Raw genomic sequence first — 20,691 nt, forward strand, 5'->3', positions numbered from 1 at the left:
CCACCTCACCGCACACCACGTCCCACCAGCGGGGACGCCCTGAAGACCCAAGAGGACGGGACAGCCATGCCTTCTTTCGACACTCCCGAAGCGATCTCGGTCACCGCCCGCGTGGAGGCCGGTTCCATCCAGTTCACCGCGGGCGACCGTCTCGACACCGTCGTCGAGGTGCGACCCCGCGACCCGAAGAAGGACCAGGACGTACGGGCGGCCGACCAGACCGAGGTCACCTACGCGAGCGGTGTACTGACCGTCAGGACCCCCAAGCAGCGCTACCTCGTGGGACGGACCGGCACCGTCGACGTGACGGTCGAACTGCCCGCGGGTTCGGGCGTCGACATGACGGGCGCCTGGGCGCAGGTGCTCGGTGAGGGCCGGCTCGGTGAGGTGCGGGTGAAGACCTCGTCCGGTGACGTCCGCCTCGACACGACCGGTCCGTTGCAGCTCACCGCGTCGCACGGCTCAATCACCGTGGACCGGGTCGAGGGCATGGCCGAGATCACGACCAGTTCCGGCAGCCTGCGCGTCGGTACCGTCGACGGCCCGGCCGTCCTGAAGAACTCGCACGGCACCACGACCATCGGCGTCGCGACCGGTGACCTGCGGGTGAGCGGTTCGAACGGTGACATCGAGATCCGGCGCGCCGAGGGCTCGGTCACCGCCAAGACCGCGCACGGCACCCTGCGCGTGGGCGAAGTAGCCCGTGGAACAGCCCAGTTGGAGACCTCGTACGGCGCCATCGAGGTCGGCGTCCGCGAGGGCACGGCCGCCTGGCTCGACGTCAACTCGGGCTCCGGGCAGGTGCGCAACACCCTCACCGCGTCGCAGGCCCCGGAAAGCACCGAGGACACCGTCAAGGTCCACGCCCGCACCCGGCACGGCAACATCGACGTCCGCCGCGCCAAGGCCTGACCCCGGCGGTCCCGAGCTCGACTCAGCGCTTCAGCAAGCCACTTCACCGCCTTCGAAGGGGAGGACCCCATGCCTTCGTCTGACATGCCCATGCTCACTCCTGAGCGGGGTGGCGACGCCCCGTCGCCCGCCGCCGTCTCCGCCGTCGGTCTGCGCAAGTCGTACGGCGACAAGATCGTGCTCGACGGCATCGACCTGCGCATCCCGGCCGGGTCCGTGTTCGCGCTGCTCGGGCCGAACGGCGCCGGCAAGACCACCACCGTGCAGATCCTCTCCACCCTCATCGCCGCAGACGGTGGTCAGGCCCGGGTCGGCGGCCACGACCTGACCACCGACCCGCAGGCCGTGCGCGCCGCGATCGGCGTCACCGGACAGTTCTCCGCCGTCGACGGCCTGATCACCGGCGAGGAGAACATGCTCCTCATGGCGGACCTCCACCACCTGCCCCAGCGCGAGGGACGCCGCGTCGCCGCCGAACTGCTGGAGCGGTTCGACCTCACCGAGGCGGCGAAGAAGCCCGCCTCCACCTACTCCGGCGGCATGAAACGCCGACTCGACCTCGCCATGACCCTCGTCGGCAACCCGCGGATCATCTTCCTCGACGAACCCACCACCGGCCTCGACCCGCGCAGCCGCCACAACATGTGGAACATCATCCGCGACCTCGTCACGGGCGGCGTCACCGTCTTCCTCACCACCCAGTACCTGGAGGAGGCCGACCAACTCGCCGACCGCATCGCCGTCCTCAACGACGGCAGGATCGCCGCCGAAGGCACTGCCGCCGAGTTGAAGCGGCTCGTCCCCGGCGGCCACGTCCGCCTGCGCTTCTCCGACCCGGCCGCCTACCGGTCCGCCACCTCCGCCCTCCACGAGGCGACCAGGGACGACGAGGCACTCGCCCTGCAGATCCCCAGCGACGGCAGCCAACGCGAACTGCGCGCCATCCTCGACCTGTTGGACTCCGCAGGCATCGACGCCGACGAACTGACCGTGCACACCCCCGACCTCGACGACGTATTCTTCGCCCTGACCGACGGCACCACCGTCCCCCACCAGTCCAAGGAGAACGTCCGATGAGCGCCCTCTCCCTCGCCTTCCGCGACTCCCACACCATGCTGCGCCGCAACCTGCTGCACGCCCGGCGCTACCCGTCGCTCACCCTGAACCTGCTGCTCACCCCGGTCATGCTCCTGCTGCTCTTCGTCTACCTCTTCGGCGACGTGATGAGCGCGGGCATCGGCGGCGGCGGCGCCGACCGCTCCGCGTACATCGCCTACATCGTCCCGGGCATCCTGCTGATGACCATCGGCGGCACCGTCGTCGGGACGGCCGTGTCCGTCTCCACCGACATGACCGAGGGAATCATCGCCCGCTTCCGCACGATGTCGATCCACCGCGGCTCCGTGATCATCGGGCACGTCGTCGGCAGCGTCCTGCAGTCGATCGCCGGCGTGATCCTCGTCGGCGCCGTCGCCGTGGCCATCGGCTTCCGCTCCACCGACGCCACGGCCCTGGAGTGGCTGGCGGCGTTCGGGCTGCTCGTACTCTTCGCCACGGCGCTCACCTGGATCGCGGTCGGCATGGGCCTCATCAGCCCGAACGCCGAGGCGGCCAGCAACAACGCGCTGCCGATGATCCTGCTGCCGCTCCTGTCCAGCGCGTTCGTGCCGGTCGACTCCATGCCCGGCTGGTTCCAACCGGTCGCCCGGTACCAGCCCTTCACTCCCGCCATCGAGACCCTGCGCGGGCTGCTGCTGGGCAGCGAGATCGGCCACAACGGGTGGCTCGCGGTCGCCTGGTGCCTGGGGCTCACGGTGCTCGGCTACTTCTGGGCGACCTCGAAGTTCAACCGCGACCCGAAGTAGCCGCCACGTCGGCGCCGGCCGGGTCCCGCACCGCATCCCGCGACGTCCAGGCGACTCGTCCCGCCCCGAGGGCGGCGTACCCCGACACCCCGTCGGCGTACGCCGCCCCGCCGTCGTCGAGGCCCGGGGCCCGAACCCACCGGCTCTCCCTGACGACGGTGGACACGACTGGAGTCGCGTACGAGGACCTCCCCCGCCACGTGGCCGACCTTCGTACGATCAACCCGGATCGGGCTTGACCGGTGAACCTGCGCAACGTAACTTCGACCGCACCCGCTCACGAGCCACTGGAAGGAGGCGAAGCCGGATGTCGACCATCTCCGCGATACTTCGCCTCGCTCACCAGATCGCCTGGGCTCCGGGTCGCGTGGCACACGGCTGCTGACGCGGCACACGGCTGCCGAGCAGCCCCCTTCCCGGCGTGCCCGATCGTGGCCCCGGTACCTCCCCCTTCACCACTCACGGCACCACGCTGCGTGCCGACGCGTCGCGCTCCGGGTCATCGAGCCGCGCCACTGAACGAGAAAGCACCCCACATGGCGACCAGGTCCATCAGATCGACCGTGCCCCGAAACGAGGACGTGCCATGGTAGCGGCGCGCATCACGGTCAACGGAAACGAAGCAACCATCGCACCGTCCGCACCCCACACCACGGTGCTGGACTTCCTGCGCGAACGCGGCCTCACCGGCACCAAGGAGGGCTGCGCCGAGGGTGAATGCGGGGCCTGTTCGGTCCTCGTGGCCCGGCCCGGGGTGAGCAAGCCCACGGACTGGGTGGCGGTCAACGCCTGCCTGGTCCCGGTAGCGGCGCTCGACGGCCAGGAGGTCGTCACCTCCGAGGGCCTCGCCACGGCCGGCGCCCCCGGCACACCGGCCGCGCTGCACCCCGTACAGGAGGAGATGGCCGTCCGCGGCGGCTCGCAATGCGGTTACTGCACACCGGGGTTCATCTGCAGCATGGCCTCCGAGTACTACCGCCCCGACCGCTGCGCACACAGCCACTCCGACACGAACGCGGACGCGGACACGGACGCGGGCTCGGGCTCGGGCTCGGGCTCGGGCGGCGAAACCGACCCGGAGCACGGTCCGAACGGCTTCGATCTGCACGCGCTGAGCGGGAACCTGTGCCGCTGCACCGGCTACCGCCCGATCCGCGATGCCGCGTTCGCCGTCGGATCGCCCGCCGAGGACGACGTGTTGGCGCAACGTCGCGAGCAGTCCCCGCCCGAACCGGTCGCCACCGCGTACGCGCACGGCGACAGCGTGTTCCTGCGACCGAGCACCCTCCCCGAAGCGCTGCGGCTGCTGCGCGAGCGGCCCGAGGCCGTGGTCGTCGCCGGAAGCACCGACTGGGGCGTGGAGGTCAACATCCATTCCCGGCGCGCGAATTGCGTGCTCGCCGTCGATCGGCTGCCCGAACTGCGTGACCTGCGCGTCGAATCCGACCATGTCGAGATCGGGGCGGCGCAGACGCTCACCGAGATCGAACGGCGCCTCGACGGCAGCGTCCCGCTGCTGGCGGAGCTGTTCCCGCAGTTCGCGTCCCGGCTCATCCGCAACAGTGCGACCCTCGGCGGCAATCTGGGTACCGGCTCCCCCATCGGTGACAGCCCGCCCGTCCTGCTCGCGCTGGAGGCATCGCTGGTGCTGGCCGGCGTCGACGGTGAGCGCGAGGTCCCCCTCGCCGACTACTTCACCGGCTACCGGCAGAGCGTGCGCCGTCCCGACGAGCTGATCCGCGCGGTCCGCATTCCGCTGCCACTGTCACGGGTCACGGCCTTCCACAAGATCGCCAAGCGGCGCTTCGACGACATCTCCAGCGTGGCGGTCGCCTTCGCGCTCGACATCGAGGGCGGGATCGTCCGCAAGGCGCGCATCGGCCTGGGCGGCGTGGCCGCCACCCCGATCCGCGCATTGGCCACCGAGGCGGCCCTGGAGGGCAAGCCGTGGGTGGCGGAGACCGTCGAGGCCGCGTCCCGGGTGCTGCGCGCCCAGGGCACCCCGATGGACGATCACCGGGCCAGCGCCGGCTACCGCTCCGCGATGCTCGGCCAGAGTCTGCTGAAGCTGTACGCGCGAACCACCGAGGCGGTGTCGTCATGAGCCAGTTGTCCGAGCGTCCCGAGAAGTCCGTCGTCGGCGTTTCCATGCCGCACGAGAGCGCCAACCTGCACGTCACGGGAGCCGCGCTCTACACCGACGACCTGATCCATCGCACCAAGGACGTCCTGCACGCCTACCCCGTCCAGGTCATGAAGGCCCACGGCAGGATCATCGCGCTGCGCACCGAGCCCGCGCTCGCCGTGCCCGGTGTGGTCCGCGTGCTGACCGTCGCCGACGTGCCCGGCGTCAACGACGCCGGAATGAAGCACGACGAGCCGCTCTTCCCCGACGAGGTCATGTTCCACGGCCACGCGGTGGCCTGGGTGCTCGGTGAGACCGTGGAGGCGGCCCGGCTCGGTGCCGCGGCCGTCGAGGTGGAACTCGACGAGAAGCCCTCCGTGATCTCGCTGCGGGACGCGATCGAGGCGAAGAGCTTCCACGGCGCCCGGCCCGTGATGCTGACCGGGGACGTCGACGCGGGTTTCGCCGACTCCGCCCACGTGTTCACCGGGGAGTTCCAGTTCTCCGATCAGGAACACTTCTATCTGGAGACGCACGCGGCGCTGGCCCATGTCGACGAGAACGGGCAGATGTTCGTCCAGAGCAGCACCCAACACCCCTCGGAGACGCAGGAGATCGTCGCGCACGTGCTCGGCCTGCACAGCCACGAGGTGACCGTGCAGTGCCTGCGGATGGGTGGCGGCTTCGGCGGCAAGGAGATGCAGCCGCACGGCTTCGCGGCGGTCGCCGCGCTCGGCGCCCTGCTGACCGGTCGCCCGGTGCGGGTGCGGCTCAACCGGACCCAGGACCTGACCATGTCCGGCAAGCGCCACGGGTTCCACGCCGAGTGGAAGATCGGCTTCGACGCCGAGGGTCGCATCCAGGCCCTGGACGCGACCCTGACCGCGGACGGCGGCTGGAGCCTGGACCTGTCCGAGCCGGTCGTGGCCCGCGCCCTGTGCCACATCGACAACACCTACTGGATTCCCCACGCACGCGTCGCCGGTCGCATCGCCAAGACCAACAAGGTCTCGAACACGGCCTTCCGCGGCTTCGGCGGACCGCAGGGCATGCTGGTGATCGAGGACATCATGGGCCGGTGCGCGCCGCTGCTCGGCCTGGATCCGATGGAGTTGCGGGAACGCAACTTCTACCGGCAGGGCCATTCGACGCCGTACGGGCAGCCCGTCCCCCACCCCGAACGCATCTCGATCATCTGGCAGCAGGTCAAGGCCGACGCCGAGATCGCCCGTCGCGAGCGGGAGATCGAGGCGTTCAACGCCGCGCACCCGCACACCAAGCGGGCGCTCGCGATCACCGGGATCAAGTTCGGGATCTCGTTCAACCTCACGGCCTTCAACCAGGCCGGCGCCCTGGTGTTGATCTACAAGGACGGCTCGGTCCTGATCAACCACGGCGGGACCGAGATGGGGCAGGGCCTGCACACCAAGATGTTGCAGGTCGCCGCGACCACGCTGGGCATTCCCCTGCACAAGGTCCGGCTGGCGCCGACGCGCACCGACAAGGTGCCCAACACCTCCGCCACGGCCGCCAGTGCCGGGGCGGACCTCAACGGTGCGGCGGTGAAGAACGCCTGCGAGCAGATCCGGGAGCGGCTGCTTCAGGTCGCCGGCACCCAACTGGGCGCGAACGCCTCAGACGTGCGGATCGTCGAGGGCGTCGCCCGCGCCCTCGGCAACGACAAGGGGCTGGCCTGGGACGATCTGGTGCGCACCGCGTACTTCCAGCGGGTCCAGTTGTCGGCGGCCGGGTTCTACCGGACCGAGGGGCTGCACTGGGACGCGAAGGCGTTCCAGGGCTCGCCGTTCAAGTACTTCTCCTACGGCGCCGCCGCTGCCGAGGTGGAGGTGGACGGCTTCACGGGCGGGTACCGGATCCGGCGCGTGGACATCGTCCACGATGTCGGCGACAGCCTCTCCCCGATGATCGACATCGGTCAGGTCGAGGGCGGTTTCGTGCAGGGCGCGGGCTGGCTGACGCTTGAGGACATGAGGTGGGACACCGGTGACGGGCCGAACCGCGGCCGGCTGCTGACCCAGGCGGCGAGCACCTACAAGCTGCCGAGCTTCTCGGAGATGCCCGAGGAGTTCAACGTCAGGCTGCTGGAGAACGCCACCGAGGAGGGCGCGGTCTACGGGTCCAAGGCGGTGGGCGAGCCCCCGCTGATGCTGGCCTTCTCGGTACGGGAGGCGTTGCGGCAGGCCGCCGCGGCGTTCGGCCCCGCCGGGGTCTGCGTGGAGCTCGCCTCGCCCGCGACGCCCGAGGCGGTGTACTGGGCGATCGAGGCGGCCCGCGGGGGCGGCGCGCGGCGGGACGGTCACCCGGCTGCCGACGAAGTCCCCTCCGAGGCCGGCACTTTGAGCCATGCCTGACATGAGCTGGGTGGCCGCGGTCGCGCGGTTGCGGGCACGCCGGGAACCCGGGGTGCTCGTGACCGTCGCGACCGTGCGCGGCCACGCGCCCCGCCGGGCCGGTGCCAAACTCGTCGTGGGACGGACCGAGACGTGGGGTTCGATCGGGGGCGGCAACATCGAGGCCGTCGCCATCGACCGGGCGCGCGAGCTGTGCGGCACGGCCGATCAGGAGCCCGAGATGATGGAGTTCGCCCTCAACGACAAGGTCACCGGCCCGCACGGTGTGCAGTGCTGCGGCGGAGCGGTCACCCTGCTGCTCGAACCGCTGCCGGTGGTCCGGGCGGTGGCGGTCTTCGGGGTCGGGCACGTCGGACTGGAGCTGGCCCGCATCCTGGCCCGGCAGAACCTGGATCTGCACCTGATCGACACCCGGCCCGACATGCTCACCGACGAACGGCTCGGCGTGCTCGCCGACGCGATGGCGCAGATCCACGTGCGTCACACACCGCTCCTTCCGGAGGAGGTGCTCGCGGAGTTGCCGGCCGGCACCCACGTCCTGATCATGACCCACGATCACGCCGAGGACGCCGCGCTGTGCGACGCCGCCCTGCGCACCGCCGGCCTCGGCTCGATCGGCCTGATCGGCTCGTCCGCCAAATGGGCTCGGTTCCGGCAGCGCCTGGCCAACGAGGGCGGCCACGACGCCGCCGGCATCGACCGGATCAAGACCCCGATCGGGATCGCCGGGATCACCGGCAAGGAACCCGCGACGATCGCGGTGAGCGTCGCGGCGGACCTGCTCCGGGCCTTCGAACAGGAACGCGAACGGGAGCGCGAGCAAGACCGGGACCCGCGCCGTGAACAGGACCGTGGACAGGACCGCGAGCCGGCGGTGCCGTACGCGATCGCCGGCGGCGCCTGAGGGGGCCCGTCAGCGCAGCTGGCGGCGGACCAGGTCGTGGAAGAGGCCGGTCGTGTCGGCGAGCAGTTCGGCGGGCGGGCCCTGCTGCACGATTCGGCCGTCCGCCATGGCGATCACCCGGTCGGCTCCCATGACCGTGGAGAGCCGGTGGGCGATCACGACGCGGGTGGCGCGCAGGGCGCGGGTGGACTCGACGACCACGCGCTGGGCCTCGTTGTCCAGCGCGCTGGTGGCCTCGTCGAAGAACAGGATGCGCGGCTTGCGGATGAGGGCCTGGGCGATCATGAGTCGTTGGCGCTGACCTCCCGAGACGGTGCCGCCGCCGTCGGACAGCATGGTGTGCATGCCCATCGGCATGGCCTTGATGTCCTCCGCCAGGCCCGCCATCGCGGCGGCCTCCCACGCCTCTTCGAGCGAGAACGTCCCGGCGCCGCAGATGCAGTCGAGGATCGAGCCGGTGAAGGGCTGGGCGTTCTGCAAGACGACGCCGCACTGACGGCGTACGGCGGCCTGGTCGAGCGCCGCCAGGTCCTGGCCGTCGTACAGGACGCTGCCGGAGTCGGGCTTGTCGAAGCCGATGAGCAGCCGCAGCAGGGTCGACTTGCCGCAGCCGCTGGCCCCGACGATCGCGACGAACTCGCCCTGCCCGATGCGGAAGTTGATGTCGTCGAGTACGAGCGGGCCGTCGTCGGTGTAGCGGTACGACACGTCCTTGGCCTCGACGGCGCCGGTCAGCTCGCCCGGTCGGGTACTGGAGCGGACCGCCTCGGGGGCCTCCCGCAGGAGCGGCTTGACCTGCTCGAACATCGGCAGCACGGCAGCGGCCGAGATGAGCGCACCGGTCAGCTGCGTCACCGAGGACAACAGCATCGTCAGGGCGGTGCTGAAGGTGAGGAACTCGCCGGCGGACATGGCGCCGCGGGCCGGTCCGGCGAGCAGCATGAACATCACCAGCGTGCACAGCGGCAGGTAGACGGCGCCCAGGACCGTGATGACGTTCTGTATCCGGCCGATGCGCTGTTGCAGGTCACGGGTACGGGCGAACTCCCGCGCCCAGGCCGCGTACGCGAAGCTCTCGGCCGCGGCGACGCGGAGCTTGGGCAGGCCGCGCAGGGTCTGGAAGGCCTGGTTGTTGAGCCGGTTGCCGAGCGAGATCAGCCGCCGCTGGTAGCGCAACTGCCACAGTCCCAGTCCGAGGAAGACGCCCGCGATGACGACCAGCATGGCGAGCGCCACCATGGCCAGCGGCACGCTGTAGACGAGGAGCAGTACGAGGTTCATCGCGCCGACCGCGCCCGCTTGTACGCAGACCGGCCCGATGCCGGACAGCACACGGCGGATGGCGCTGATGCCCATCGCCGCTCCGGCCAGTTCGCCCGTGGATCGGCCGGCGAAGAACGTCGTCGGCAGCCGCAGCAGCCGGTCCCACACCGCCGGCTGCAGGGTGGCCTCGACGCGGCCCTCCATGCGCAGGAGGGAGGTGTTCTGCAGCAGCATGAAGACGGCCGAGACGATGCCGGTCGCGATCAGCGCCATGCCGGTCTGCACGATGAGGCCGTTCTCGCCCTGTGGGACGTAGTGGCCGAGGACCCGGCCGGTGGCGATCGGCACCAGTGCGCCCAGGACCACCGCGACCAGCCCGCCCAGCAGGAGGCTGCGCAGCTCCGGGAGGGTGCCGCGCACGCTGAACCGGAGCAGCGCCGGCAGGCCCACGCGCCCGTCGGGCAGCGGGCGGTACAGCATGACGGCTCGCGGTTCGAAGACGGCCTCGTTCGTCGTGCCGACGCGCTCGCGCGTGCCGGTGGCGGGGTCGACGGCCTCGTAGCCGCCGCGCCGCCACAGCAGGGCGACCGGTGCGCCGTCCTTCTCGCGCCGGCCCACCAGCGGCCCGGTGTTCTCCCGCCACCAGCGCCCGCTGAGCCTGACCACGCGGGTACGGATCCGGGAGGCGAGCGCGATGCTCTCGACGGGATCCACCTGTCCGGCGGTGCCGCCGGCCTCACCCGGTTCGGACAGGGTGATGCGTGCGGCGTCGGCGACCAGGCGGCACACGGCGAACGTCGCGTCGACGCCCGCGCCGCGGCGGGTGTCCCGGCCGGAGCGGACGATCGACGCCAGCAGGGTCCGGTCCGCCTGGGTACGGGCTGCCCGGCCGGCCTCGATGCCGGCCGCCGTACGGTCCTCGTGCGCGCGCTCCAGCTCTTCGATCCAGCCGTCCAGGGCGTACAGCAGCCGGTACTGCTGGTCGACCATGCCCTGCCACATCGCCGCGTCGACGAGGAGGGTGCCCACCGCCTCCGCCTCGTACACGGCCCCGTACTGGACGCTGCCCGGGGGGATCTGCATCCAGAGGATGTCGTCGTCGGCTCCGCCGTGTTCGGCGGTGGCGCCGCCGTCCAACGGCGCCTGGTAGAGCACGCGCAGGCCGCGGCCGATGCCGCGTGCGAAGGCGTCCTCCAGGGGGCTCGGTCGCCCTGCGGCGGGAGCGCCGTACTGCTCCGGTGCGGCGTTCCACGCTCCGCCGTGGAAGCCGTCTCCGGGGAGCCGGCCGCCGAGGGACTGGTCCCCGTGGAACTGGTCTCCGTGGAACTGATCGCCGTACTCGGGTCGGTACAGCTCCCGCAGTTCGATGCGCCGCAGCCGACATCCTTGCAGGGGCCGGCCGACCAGGGTGTGGTGCGGCCCCTCGGCCGGGCCCAGCAGCAGCGTGCCCGGTTCCAGCCGGCCCAGGAAGTGCCAGTGTCCGGCCTGCGAGGCGTCGACGGCGAACAGGTCCAACGCCCCCCGCACGACCAGCCACAGGACGAGCGGGCCCTCCAGGGCCAGGCTGCGCAGGCCCGTGCAGTCGACCGGCGAGCCCAGGGCGCCCAGGGCCGCGACGACCGGGTCCGGGGTCCCGCCCGGTTGACCGGCGGTGACGGTGCCGGAAGCGGCGGCCGTGCCGGCGGTGTGGGGGGCGTGCGTCACCTCAGTGCTCCTTGACCAGTTCGGCGTACGGGCCCCGCGCGGCGACCAGGTGCTCGTGCCGGCCGCGTTCCACGATCGCGCCCCGGTCGAGCACCACGATCTCGTCGCTGTCGCGCACGGTGCTCAGCCGGTGGGCGATGACCACACAGGCGCAGCCGCGGCGGCGCAGGTTGTCGATGATGACCTGCTCGGTCACCGCGTCCAGGGCGCTGGTCACCTCGTCGAGCACCATGACGCTGGGGCGGCGCACCAGCGCCCGGGCGATCTCCAGGCGCTGCCGCTGACCGCCGGAGAAGTTGCGACCGTCCTGTTCGACGCGGCTGTGGATGCCGCCGGGACGGCGGGCGACCACGTCGTGCACGGCGGCGTCCTGGAGGGCCGCGACCACGGCCTCGTCGGGGATGGAGGGGTCCCACAGCGTGACGTTGTCGCGGACGGTGCCCTCGAAGAGGAAGACGTCCTGGTCGACGAAGGAGACGGATGCGGCCAGCGCGCCGCGCGGGATGTCCTCCAGCCGCATGCCGTCGATGCGGATGGCCCCCTCCCAGGGGGTGTGGAGGCCGGAGATCAGCCGGGAGACGGTGGACTTGCCGCTGCCGGAGCCGCCGACGAGCGCGACCTGCTGCCCGGGGCCGACGGAGAGCGAGAAGTCCGTGAGCAGCGGGGCGTCCAGTGGGCTGTAGCCGAAGGTGACGTGCTCCAGTTCCACATGGCCCTTGAGGCGTCGGGTGCCGGCGGCGGGCTCGCGCCGCGAGTGGACCGGGTCGACGGGGAAGTTCTCGACGTCCTTGAGGCGGGCGACGTCGGCCGCGAAGTCCTGGATCCTTCCCGCGACGCCGCCCAGCCGGGAGATCGGCGCGGTGAAGCTGGTGACCAGGGCCTGGAAGGCGACGAGGAGGCCCACGGTGAGGTGTCCCTCCACCGCCCGCAGGCCGCCGATCATCAGGATCAGCGCGCTGTTGAACGCCGCCAGCGTGGGCGCGACGATCGCGAGCCACGCGCTGGGCACGCCGAGCCGCTGCTGCACGTCGAGGGTGACGGCGTGCTGTCCGGCCCAGCGCCGGAAGAAGCCGTTCTCGCCGCCCGTGGCCTTCATGGTCTCGATGAGTTGGAGACCGCTGTACGAGGTGTTGGTCAGCCGGGCGCTCTCGGCGCGCAGCTTCTGGGTGTCGGTGGCCCTCAGCCGGATCACGATCCGCAGGGCCACCACGTTGAGCAGCGCCACGGCCACGCCGACGAGGGTGAGTTGTGGATCGTACGTCCACAGCAGCACCGCGTAGATCACGACCACCACGGCGTCCACGCCCGCGGCGGCCAGGTCCCGGGCGAGGGTCTCGGCGACCGTGTCGTTGGACTGCAGGCGCTGGACCAGGTCCGCCGGGTTGCGCTGGGAGTAGAAGGTGACGGGAAGCCTGAGGAGGTGCCGGAAGAAGCGGGCACCGCCCAGGGTGGAGGAGATGATGCGCCCGCGCAGCAGGTTGGCCTGTTGCAGCGCGGTGAGTGTCGCCGTGAGTACGAGGGCGACCGCCAGCGAGGCGAACAGCACCCCCAGCAGCGACGTCTGCTCCCCGATCAGGAACATGTCGATGTACGTGCGGCTCAGGGCCGGCACCGAGGCACCGACGGCCACCAGGAGGAGGCTGGAGAGCACGGCGGCGGCCATGGTTCCCGAAGTGCCCCGCAGGCGGGCCGGCATGGCGCCCAGGACACCCGGCTTGCGGCCGCCGCGGCGGAAACCTTCGCCGGGTTCAAAGGTGAGCACGACACCGGTGAAGCTGGTGTCGAACTCGTCCAGGGGAATGAACCGGCGTCCCTTGCCCGGGTCGTTGACGTACACGCCCTTGCGGCCGAGCCGGCGGCTCATGCCGTCGTAGACGACGTAGTGGTTGAACTCCCAGAAGAGGATGGCCGGGGCGCTCACCTCGGCCAGCGCGGCCAGGCCCATCTGCATGCCCTTGGCCGTCAGCCCGTAACCACGGGCAGCCTTGAGGAGGTTGCCGGCGCGGGAGCCGTCGCGGGAGACGCCGCACGCGATGCGCAGTTCCTCCAGGGGGACGAAGCGGCCGTGGTGGCCGAGCACCATGGCCAGCGCGGCGGCGCCGCACTCCACCGCCTCCATCTGCAACACGGTGGGGGTGTGTACCGGGCGGGGCGTCCTGCCCCCGGGGGCGGGTGCGGGCCTGCGGCGGGTGCCCTTGGACTCGGGGCGGTGGCGCCGGTGTCCGGACGAAGGGAGCTGCGGCGGTGTGCCGGTCCGCGGCGCGGTCACGGCAGCAGCCAGTCGACGGGGCGTTGCACGTCGAGGTGGACGGCGCCGCTGACCGGTGTCCTCGACGGGATCTCGTCCGGGGGGCCGTCGGCGGAGGACCAGCGGTAGCCGGACTCGGTCGAGGTGGAGAGGTCCAGTTGTACGAGTACCGCGACCGGGTTTCCGTCGCGGGTGAACTGTTCGGCAAGCCCGCCGTCGCCCAGGAAACCCCCGATCTGCGCCGTGGTCTGCGGCGCGCGGCCGACCGCCTTGACGCGGCCGCGCAGCGTGCCGAACCGCTGCTGCGGGACGGACTGGACGGTCAGGTCCACGGTCGCGCCGACCGGGATCGACGGGGCGCTGCCGCCGGGCACGTACAGTATGGCCACCAGCGGGTCCTCCGGGTTCTTCACGCGTTCCACGGTTGCCACGTCCGCACCGATGGAGACGACCGAGCCCACCTTGGCCACGAGTGTCGCCAGCCGGCCGCCCGTCACCACGCGTACGGGGCGGTCCCCCTGGGCCGTACGGACGGTGAGCAGGGGCGCGCCGGCGGGCATCAGCCGACCCTCCTCGGCGAGGACCGCGGTCACCTGTCCCGCGACCGGGGTCTGCAGTACGTAACTGCCCTCGGCGTGGGTGAGGATGCCGGGTGCGCTCAGCTTGGAGGACACGCTGCCGGTGAAGGCCCAGAAAGTCGCGGCGGCCATGACGATGACCGTGACGGCCAGGACGAGCCGCCCCTGCGGGCGCGCGAAGCGTACGGGCAGGTCGAGTTCTTCGGGCGATTGCAGCTTGGAAAGAGCCTTTTGACGAAACTGCACGACTATTCCTTCAACTGCATTCGGATCAGCCGGACGTGACGTCCGGAGGTGGCGGTCGCGCGTATCGGCCGTTCACATCGACCGCGCGCCGGCATGCGGGCAGCCATGAACCCCGGAGCCGTGGGGGACGCTCCGGGGTTCATGGGGATATCCCGATCAGAGACCGGCGATACCGGTGTTCACGGAAACGCCGGTGACGCCCGTGACGACGCCGGGGACCTGGGACACGATGCCCGTGGTGGCCTGGACGGTGTTCAGGGAGCCCAGGACGTTGCTGACATCGCTGGTCACGGCGCCGACCAGGCCACCGGACACGCCGATGATGCCACCGGAGACGGCGTCCAGCTCGGTGTCGGCGATCTCACGGGTCTCGATGTCGTTACGCATGGCGCGCACCTTTCATTGGGGGGAGGAATTCATTCATGCGGAGGCGGGGCGGCCCGAAACCGGGCCACCCATTTCGACTGCCGCAATACGCAAGATGTAAGCACGCGAACGGGTCACCGGACCAATCCCGTTGACACCCCATCACAGGCGAATGCGCACCTCGGACGAGGGAAGTGCACTTTGATTCACCGAATGGTGACGGCTTCTCCACAAGATCGAGTAACAGATGTGGGGGTTCCCTCGCTTACACGGAACCAACCGGCACGAAACCACCACAACCGGACGGGATGAATCCACCCATATCGCGAGCAGGGGCGGTGAGTTGTCGCAGTCGCGCACACGATGTGCAGGTTTCCGTCAGGCGCGCGGGGTGACGGGGGCGTCACGCCCGGTGTGTGCGCGGAAGGCCCCGGGTACGGAGTGGCGCGGCGACTCGGCCAGGGGGCGGGAGTGGCGAGGCGTCCGGGGGCGGCGCGGGAAGTGGTCCGACCTCGGCCGGGCGGGGCGGGGTCGGCGACCTCGGTCGGGTGGGCTCAGCCGGTGCCGAGGACCTTGTCGATGTACGCCGCGAGCGAGGATCGCAGCCCTTCCGCGTCCACCCCCTGCTCGTCGATCAGGTGGGCCACGAGGTCGGCGCGGATGGCGGCCAGCAGCGCGTGGGCGGTGAAGTCCGCGTCGCGCACGCCGGGTACCTGATCGAGTGCCGTGCGCAGGACCTCGTGCCACCAGCCGTAGTGCTCGGCCCGGTAGGGGCTGCTGAGGCCGGCGTCCTCCGCGGCCGTCATCAGGTTCCGGTTCTCGATCTTGAAGCGGAGCGAGGCGTCGAGAAGGTCCGACACCCGCTGTCGCGGCGAGGACCCGGGCGCGTCCTGCGCCTCCCGCACGGCGTGCCGGAGGGGTTCGAGACGGGAGGCGATCACGGCGCCGATCAGGCCCGCGCGGTCGCCGAAGCGGCGGAAGAGGGTGCCCTTGCCGACGCCCGCGGCCGCGGCGATGTCGTCCATCGACACGCTCTGCGGGCTGCCGCTGGCGGCGAAGAGGGCGTCGGCTGCCGCCAGTACGGCTTCTCGGTTGCGCAGGGCGTCCGCGCGTTCCGTGCGCTGGGCCACGGCTCCTCCTTGGTCTTCCGCCCGTCACCGACGGTCCGCGCCGCCCGGGATGCGGCGGGTCGGTTCGTGACGTCGTCGAGCCAGTCGAAGATACGCGTTCCCGCACGCCGGCGCCGATCCCGCCGGGGCGGCACGGGAGCGGCTCCCCCTCAGGCGATCTCCCTTTCGGCGAAGGCGCGGAAGGTGCCCGGAGGGCGGCCGGTGAGGCGTTCGACGGTGTCCGTGGTGCGGTCCTCCGCGCCGTCGGCGATGGCGCGGTCCATCGCGGCCAGCATGGTGGCGAACTCCAACGGGATCTCGGCCGCCCAGCGATCGCGCAGTTGCTCGAAGGTCAGGTGCCGGTGCACGACGGTCCGGCCGGTGATCCCGGTGAGGATCGCGGCGACGACGTCGTGGCTCAACGTCTGCGGACCGGTCAGGATCAGGTCGGTGTCGGGGGCCTTCTCGTCGAGCAGGGCCCGTACGGCGACGGCGGCGATGTCCTGTGCGTCGACGAAGCCGATGCGCCCTGCGCCCGAGGCCGTCGAGATGGTGCCGCCCTCACGGATGCCGCGGGCGTGCGGGGTGGAGCCGGTGAAGTTCTGCATGAACCAGGAGGGCCGCAGCACCGCCCACTCGTCGAACAGGCCGGGCAGCGCCTGATGGACCTGCCCCACCGCGGGGCCGCCCGCCGGGATCGCCGAGGCGCCGAGCAGCACCGCGCGTCGCACGCGGGCCGCGCGGGCCTCGTGGAGGAAGGGCAGCATGACCGCGGCCGGCTCGGTGGAGCCGACGGGCGGGACGAGGTAGACGCGGTCGACTCCGCGCAGGGCCTCGCCCCAGGTCGCGGGCTCGTTCCAGTCGAAGCGGACGGCCTGTGCACCGTCCACCGGGGCGGCGGTGCGTCCGCCCGCCTTGACGTGTCGGCCTTCGGCGAGGAGACCGGCGGTGACCCGGCGGCCGGTGGTCCCGGTGGCCCCGATGACCAGGGTGGCGTGGGGGTCGCTCATCGCTCGGCTCCCGTGAAGTCGGCGCCGGGCTCCTGCACGGCGAGGGGGTTCCAGTAGTCGCGGTAGGAGGTCATGAGACCGTTCCTGACCGTGACGACGGCGATATAGGTCATGTCGAAGGGGCCTCCCGTCTTGACCAGGCGGCCCACGCCGCGCATCTCGACCACGATCGTCTCGGGGACGGTGGTCTCGTGGACCGTCACCTCGGGGAAGTCGTGGAGGTCGATGTGGTCCGGGTAGTGGCGCATGTGGTCCGCGATGGCCCGGCGCCCTTCCAACCGAGCCGGCCAACCTGGCGGTGCGAAGGGGAACTCCAGAGTCCCGCCCTCGTCCCACAGGTCCATCCAGGCGGGGATGTCCTTCTCCAGCAGCAATCGCAGACCGTGACGGTAGAGCTCCGCAGGAGCCATGGGGAGGGTCATGTTCGAGGTTTCCCTTCCGCTCGAAACGGACCGACGGTCCGCATAAGGCCAACATACGGACCGCCGGTCCGCTTCGCAAGGGCGTTTCGCGCGGACGCTTTCTCGAGGGCGTTTCGCGCGGGGCGTTTCCCACGCACGTTTCGCACGGCGGGCGGACCGCCGCCGCCCCCACGGGGCACCGGACCCGCCCGTACACAGCGCCGTGCGCGGGGCCGTCGGGTGACGACTCCCTGTCGGCGCAGGTTGGTGGGGCGGATGGGGCGTGGTTGGCTGTCGTCTGGACAGACACTCCAAGACTGCGGTTCGGCGGCTTCGAACGCTGTCGGAGAGGCGGGGCTGGGACGAGGCGTGCGGGAGTGCTGGTGCGGGAGCAGACGGACGGGTTGCCGAGACAGCTGTGGGACCGGGCGCGCTTGGCCGCGGTCACGGCGACGGAGCTGCTCGATACAGGGCCCGAGCAGGTCTTCGAGGACCTCGCGGGCCTCGCCGCCCGGGTGACCGCCTCGGGGCGTGCGTTCATCACGCTGGTGGACGAGCGGCGCTCGTTCTGGAAGGCCTGCGTCGGGGTCGACGCGGCCGCGATCGAGGACCGACAGAATCCGGTGGAGGAGAGCTTCTGCTCCTTCCTGATCGGTCTCGACGGGGAGCCGTTCATCGTGGACGACGCCGCGAACGACCCCCGCACCCGTGACCATCCCTCGGTCAAGCCGCTGCGCATCGGCGCCTGGGCCGGTTACCCCCTCCTCGGGGCCGGCGGCGAGGTACTGGGCAGCTTCTGCGTCATCGACGACAACCCCCGCGTCTGGACGCCCGCCGACCTGACCACGCTGGAGACGCTCGCCCGCTCGGTCGGCGCGGAGATCGGCCTGCGCCAGTCACTGACCGCCGCCCGGAAGGCGCACACCCTCTCGGCGGACCTCGCCCACTCGCTCCAGCAGGGCCTGCTGCCCCCGGCCCTGCCCCTGGTACCGGGCGTCGAGGTGGCGGCCTCCTACCTGCCCGCCTCCCGCGCGGGCCGTTCCGACATCGAGGTCGGCGGCGACTTCTACGACCTGTTCCGCACCCGCGGCTCCTCCTGGGCCGCGGTCCTGGGCGACGTGTGCGGAAAAGGGGTGCAGGCCGCCCAGGTGTCCTCGATGGCCCGCTACACGATCCGCGCCGAGGCCGGCGAGAACCGTTCCCCCGCCGGCCTCCTCGAACGCCTCAACACCGCGATGCTCGCCCAGCACGCGCCTCGTTTCCTCACAGCCGTCTACGCCCGCTTCCGGACCACCCGCAGTGGCCTCGCGGGAACGCTCGCCCTGGCCGGCCACCCGCCCGCCCTCGTCCGCCGAGCCGACGGCACCGTCCGCGAGATCGGCAGGCCCGGGCAGCTCCTCGGCGTCTTCGACCCCATCCGTCTGGCCGACGCCCGGTTCCGCCTCGCCCCGGGCGACCTGCTCCTCCTCTACACCGACGGCGCGACCGAGGCGCGCGCCCGCCCCGGGGCCCCCGACCGCGAGCACGACGTGTTCGACGACGCCGACCTGGCCCGCGCCCTCGCCGACACCGCGGGCATGAACGCCGCCGACACCATCGCCCACATCAACGACACCCTGGCCGCCCGGCACGAAGGATGGACCAGCGACGACACGGCCCTCCTCGCCCTGCGCGTCCCCGAGCAACACCCCAGCTGAAAGCCCCGCCATGGACACCAGAACGGCTCCTTCCCACCGGCTCACCATCCTTGAGACCCGCATCGCACACCCGCCCGCCCGGCTCCTCGTCCTGCGCGGCGCCGTCGACTGCTGGGACGAGGCGGAACTGCGGGCGGCGTTCACCCGCGCCCTCACCGCAGACCGCCTCCCGCTGATCGTCGACCTCGGGGCACTCCTGCACGCCGACGAAAGCCTGCTCGGCCTGCTCCTGGCCGCCCGCGATCGCGTCCACCTCATCGGCCCCCTCGGTCACTCCCTGGCACACCGCCTCGACGTCACCGGCACCCGGGACGTCTTCCGCGTCCACGCCGACCTCACCGCCGCGCTCGCCGACATCACCGCGGACGGCGCGGAAGGCGCCGAAGCCCCCGGCGACCCGGACGAGTCGGCCGACACCCGCCCCTGATCAACCGGTACCGTGCCCGGCCGCGACCCGTCCCATCGTCAGCGCGAGGCTCCGTACGCGACGCCAGTCCATCGGCGGTGCGACGTGCGGCACGCCGGGCCGGTGCCGGGGCACCCGCACGCGCAGAGCACCGGGCGCGAGACGACAGCGCACCGGAGGGGGCAACGTCAGAGCCTCGCCGTCGACTCCGACCGGTATGACGGGGGCGTCGGCTTCGACGACGACCTCCCGGGCGGTGGCCGCGGTCAGCCCGCGGCCCTGCCCGCCCCGCAGCAGGAGCTCGGTCGCCTCGGCGGCGTTGCCGACCCCGACGCACAGCACGCCCAGCTCGCCGGAGTCCAGTCTCTGTCGGCGCCCCAGCCCCGCCGAGTCACCCCTCGCATAGGGGTTGTTGCTCACCAGTACCGCCTGGGGCCCCTCCACGGTCAGCGACCCGGCACGGACGCTCAACACGGTGCCGCTCTGGTGCGTCAGCAGGTCGGGCAGCATCTCCAGGATGGTGCGGGCCTTGTCGTCGCGGTAGGCGGGACTCTGCACGACCTCCGCGTACACACCGAACGAGGCGTTGTTGATGAAGACGCGCTCCACGCTCCGATCGACCGCCTCTCCCCCGGCCGCCTTTGCCCCTGCTGTCTCTCCCCCGGTCGTTTCTCCCCCGCTGAGGTAGCCGAGGTCGATGCGCAGTTCGACCGCGTCGTCCAGTGCCTCCAGCCCCGTGGACGGGTCCTCCCGGTCCAGCCCCAGATCCATGGCGAAGTGGTTGCGGGTGCCGGCGCCGATCACCATGAACGGAATGTCGTGCTCCGCAGCCACGCCGGCGACCAGGGCCTGCGTGCCGTCGCCACCCGCGACGCCGAGCAGATCGGCCCCGTCCCGAACGGCACGCCGCGCCAGCTCGGCCACGTCCTGGTGTTCGGCCGGGTCCAGCACGACGACCTCGGCGCCCTTGGCCCTGGCCCGCTCCGCCAGACGGAACTTGCCGACCTTCCCGCCGCCCGAGCGCGGATTCATGATCAGGAACGGGTGCTCGGCCGGCCTGACGAGCCGCTCCGCCATGATCGGCGCGCTGTCGTCCACCAGCGCGGCCCTGCCCGCGGAGACGGCCAGCGCCCACAGCCCCACCGACACGAGCACGACCCACAACAGCCCGGCGGACGCGTACAGAACCAGTACGCCGAGCGGCGCGGCGATCACGAGTATCCCGGCCAGACCCCTGACCCAGCCGGTGTGCGTGAGCATCCACCAGCCACCGGCCGCCGTGAGCACCAGGGGCCCCCCCCCCCCCCCCCAAAGCACGAGGCTTCCGAACCCGGCGAAGACCACCAGCACCACCACCGCGGCCACCCCCGCCGCGAGGGCGAGACGCGCGGTCCAACGCCTGCTCATCAGAGACCCTCCCACCGCAGTCCGGAGGTATCCCCTCAAGCGTAGGGGCCCCCACCCCGCCCGGCACTTTTCCGGCTC

General features: G+C 71.5%; 16 protein-coding genes. 8 read left to right on the forward strand and 8 right to left on the reverse strand.

Annotated features, from left to right (window positions below; all coding sequences use genetic code 11):
* Positions 1-66 precede the first annotated feature (66 nt).
* From OTB19_RS29985 to xdhC, 6 genes are all read left to right on the forward strand, one after another.
* On the forward strand, positions 67-912 hold the full coding sequence (locus tag OTB19_RS29985; protein ID WP_267801723.1) for a DUF4097 family beta strand repeat-containing protein: 846 nt from the start codon (positions 67-69) through the stop codon (positions 910-912).
* A gap of 69 nt (positions 913-981) precedes the next feature.
* Entirely contained in the window at positions 982-1,989 is a 1,008-nt protein-coding gene (locus tag OTB19_RS29990; RefSeq protein ID WP_267801725.1) for an ATP-binding cassette domain-containing protein, read from the forward strand.
* Positions 1,986-2,777 (forward strand): ABC transporter permease, encoded by a 792-nt coding sequence (locus tag OTB19_RS29995; RefSeq protein WP_267801727.1) that lies wholly within the window; start codon positions 1,986-1,988, stop codon positions 2,775-2,777. Before OTB19_RS29990 ends, OTB19_RS29995 begins: the two co-directional genes overlap by 4 nt.
* A gap of 586 nt (positions 2,778-3,363) precedes the next feature.
* Positions 3,364-4,881, forward strand: coding sequence for a xanthine dehydrogenase small subunit (locus OTB19_RS30000; protein WP_267801729.1), 1,518 nt, complete (start codon positions 3,364-3,366; stop codon positions 4,879-4,881).
* Positions 4,878-7,274, forward strand: a complete 2,397-nt coding sequence (gene xdhB / locus OTB19_RS30005) for a xanthine dehydrogenase molybdopterin binding subunit (RefSeq protein WP_267801730.1) — start codon at positions 4,878-4,880, stop codon at positions 7,272-7,274. The genes OTB19_RS30000 and xdhB overlap by 4 nt, the downstream gene beginning before the upstream one ends.
* 1 nt (position 7,275) lies before the next feature.
* Positions 7,276-8,178 (forward strand): xanthine dehydrogenase accessory protein XdhC, encoded by a 903-nt coding sequence (xdhC, locus tag OTB19_RS30010; RefSeq protein ID WP_420716944.1) that lies wholly within the window; start codon positions 7,276-7,278, stop codon positions 8,176-8,178.
* 9 nt (positions 8,179-8,187) lie between these two features.
* Here the strand turns inward: xdhC and OTB19_RS30015 are convergent, their stop codons facing one another.
* The 7 genes from OTB19_RS30015 to OTB19_RS30045 form a co-directional block, all read right to left on the reverse strand.
* Positions 8,188-11,049 (reverse strand): NHLP bacteriocin export ABC transporter permease/ATPase subunit, encoded by a 2,862-nt coding sequence (locus OTB19_RS30015; protein WP_267801754.1) that lies wholly within the window; start codon positions 11,047-11,049, stop codon positions 8,188-8,190.
* Between the two features lie 97 nt (positions 11,050-11,146).
* On the reverse strand, positions 11,147-13,414 hold the full coding sequence (locus OTB19_RS30020) for an NHLP family bacteriocin export ABC transporter peptidase/permease/ATPase subunit (protein ID WP_420716943.1): 2,268 nt from the start codon (positions 13,412-13,414) through the stop codon (positions 11,147-11,149).
* Positions 13,411-14,217: an HlyD family efflux transporter periplasmic adaptor subunit gene (locus tag OTB19_RS30025; RefSeq protein WP_267801735.1), complete on the reverse strand. Its 807-nt coding sequence runs from the start codon at positions 14,215-14,217 to the stop codon at positions 13,411-13,413. Before OTB19_RS30025 ends, OTB19_RS30020 begins: the two co-directional genes overlap by 4 nt.
* A 156-nt stretch (positions 14,218-14,373) precedes the next feature.
* Positions 14,374-14,604: a hypothetical protein gene (locus OTB19_RS30030; protein WP_267801736.1), complete on the reverse strand. Its 231-nt coding sequence runs from the start codon at positions 14,602-14,604 to the stop codon at positions 14,374-14,376.
* Between the two features lie 533 nt (positions 14,605-15,137).
* Positions 15,138-15,713 (reverse strand): TetR/AcrR family transcriptional regulator, encoded by a 576-nt coding sequence (locus OTB19_RS30035; protein WP_267801737.1) that lies wholly within the window; start codon positions 15,711-15,713, stop codon positions 15,138-15,140.
* 149 nt (positions 15,714-15,862) lie between these two features.
* Entirely contained in the window at positions 15,863-16,702 is an 840-nt protein-coding gene (locus OTB19_RS30040) for an NAD(P)H-binding protein (RefSeq protein WP_267801738.1), read from the reverse strand.
* A complete protein-coding gene (locus OTB19_RS30045) occupies positions 16,699-17,124 on the reverse strand; it encodes a nuclear transport factor 2 family protein (protein ID WP_267801739.1) in 426 nt (141 codons plus the stop codon). The genes OTB19_RS30040 and OTB19_RS30045 overlap by 4 nt, the downstream gene beginning before the upstream one ends.
* Positions 17,125-17,486: 362 nt before the next feature.
* Here OTB19_RS30045 and OTB19_RS30050 point away from each other — a divergent pair, with 362 nt between their 5' ends.
* Both OTB19_RS30050 and OTB19_RS30055 read left to right on the forward strand, forming a co-directional pair.
* The gene (locus tag OTB19_RS30050; protein WP_267801740.1) at positions 17,487-18,800 is read left to right on the forward strand and encodes a PP2C family protein-serine/threonine phosphatase; all 1,314 of its coding nucleotides are present in this window, start codon (positions 17,487-17,489) and stop codon (positions 18,798-18,800) included.
* Positions 18,801-18,810: 10 nt separating this feature from the next.
* Positions 18,811-19,227 carry a hypothetical protein gene (locus OTB19_RS30055; protein ID WP_267801741.1) on the forward strand — a complete coding sequence of 139 codons (417 nt, stop codon included), beginning with the start codon at positions 18,811-18,813 and terminating at the stop codon, positions 19,225-19,227.
* Here the strand turns inward: OTB19_RS30055 and OTB19_RS30060 are convergent, their stop codons facing one another.
* Positions 19,228-20,613 carry a diacylglycerol/lipid kinase family protein gene (locus OTB19_RS30060; RefSeq protein WP_267801742.1) on the reverse strand — a complete coding sequence of 462 codons (1,386 nt, stop codon included), beginning with the start codon at positions 20,611-20,613 and terminating at the stop codon, positions 19,228-19,230.
* Between the last annotated feature and the right edge of the window lie 78 nt (positions 20,614-20,691).

The organism is Streptomyces sp. H27-H5 (assembly GCF_026627505.1).
GTDB lineage: Bacteria > Actinomycetota > Actinomycetes > Streptomycetales > Streptomycetaceae > Streptomyces.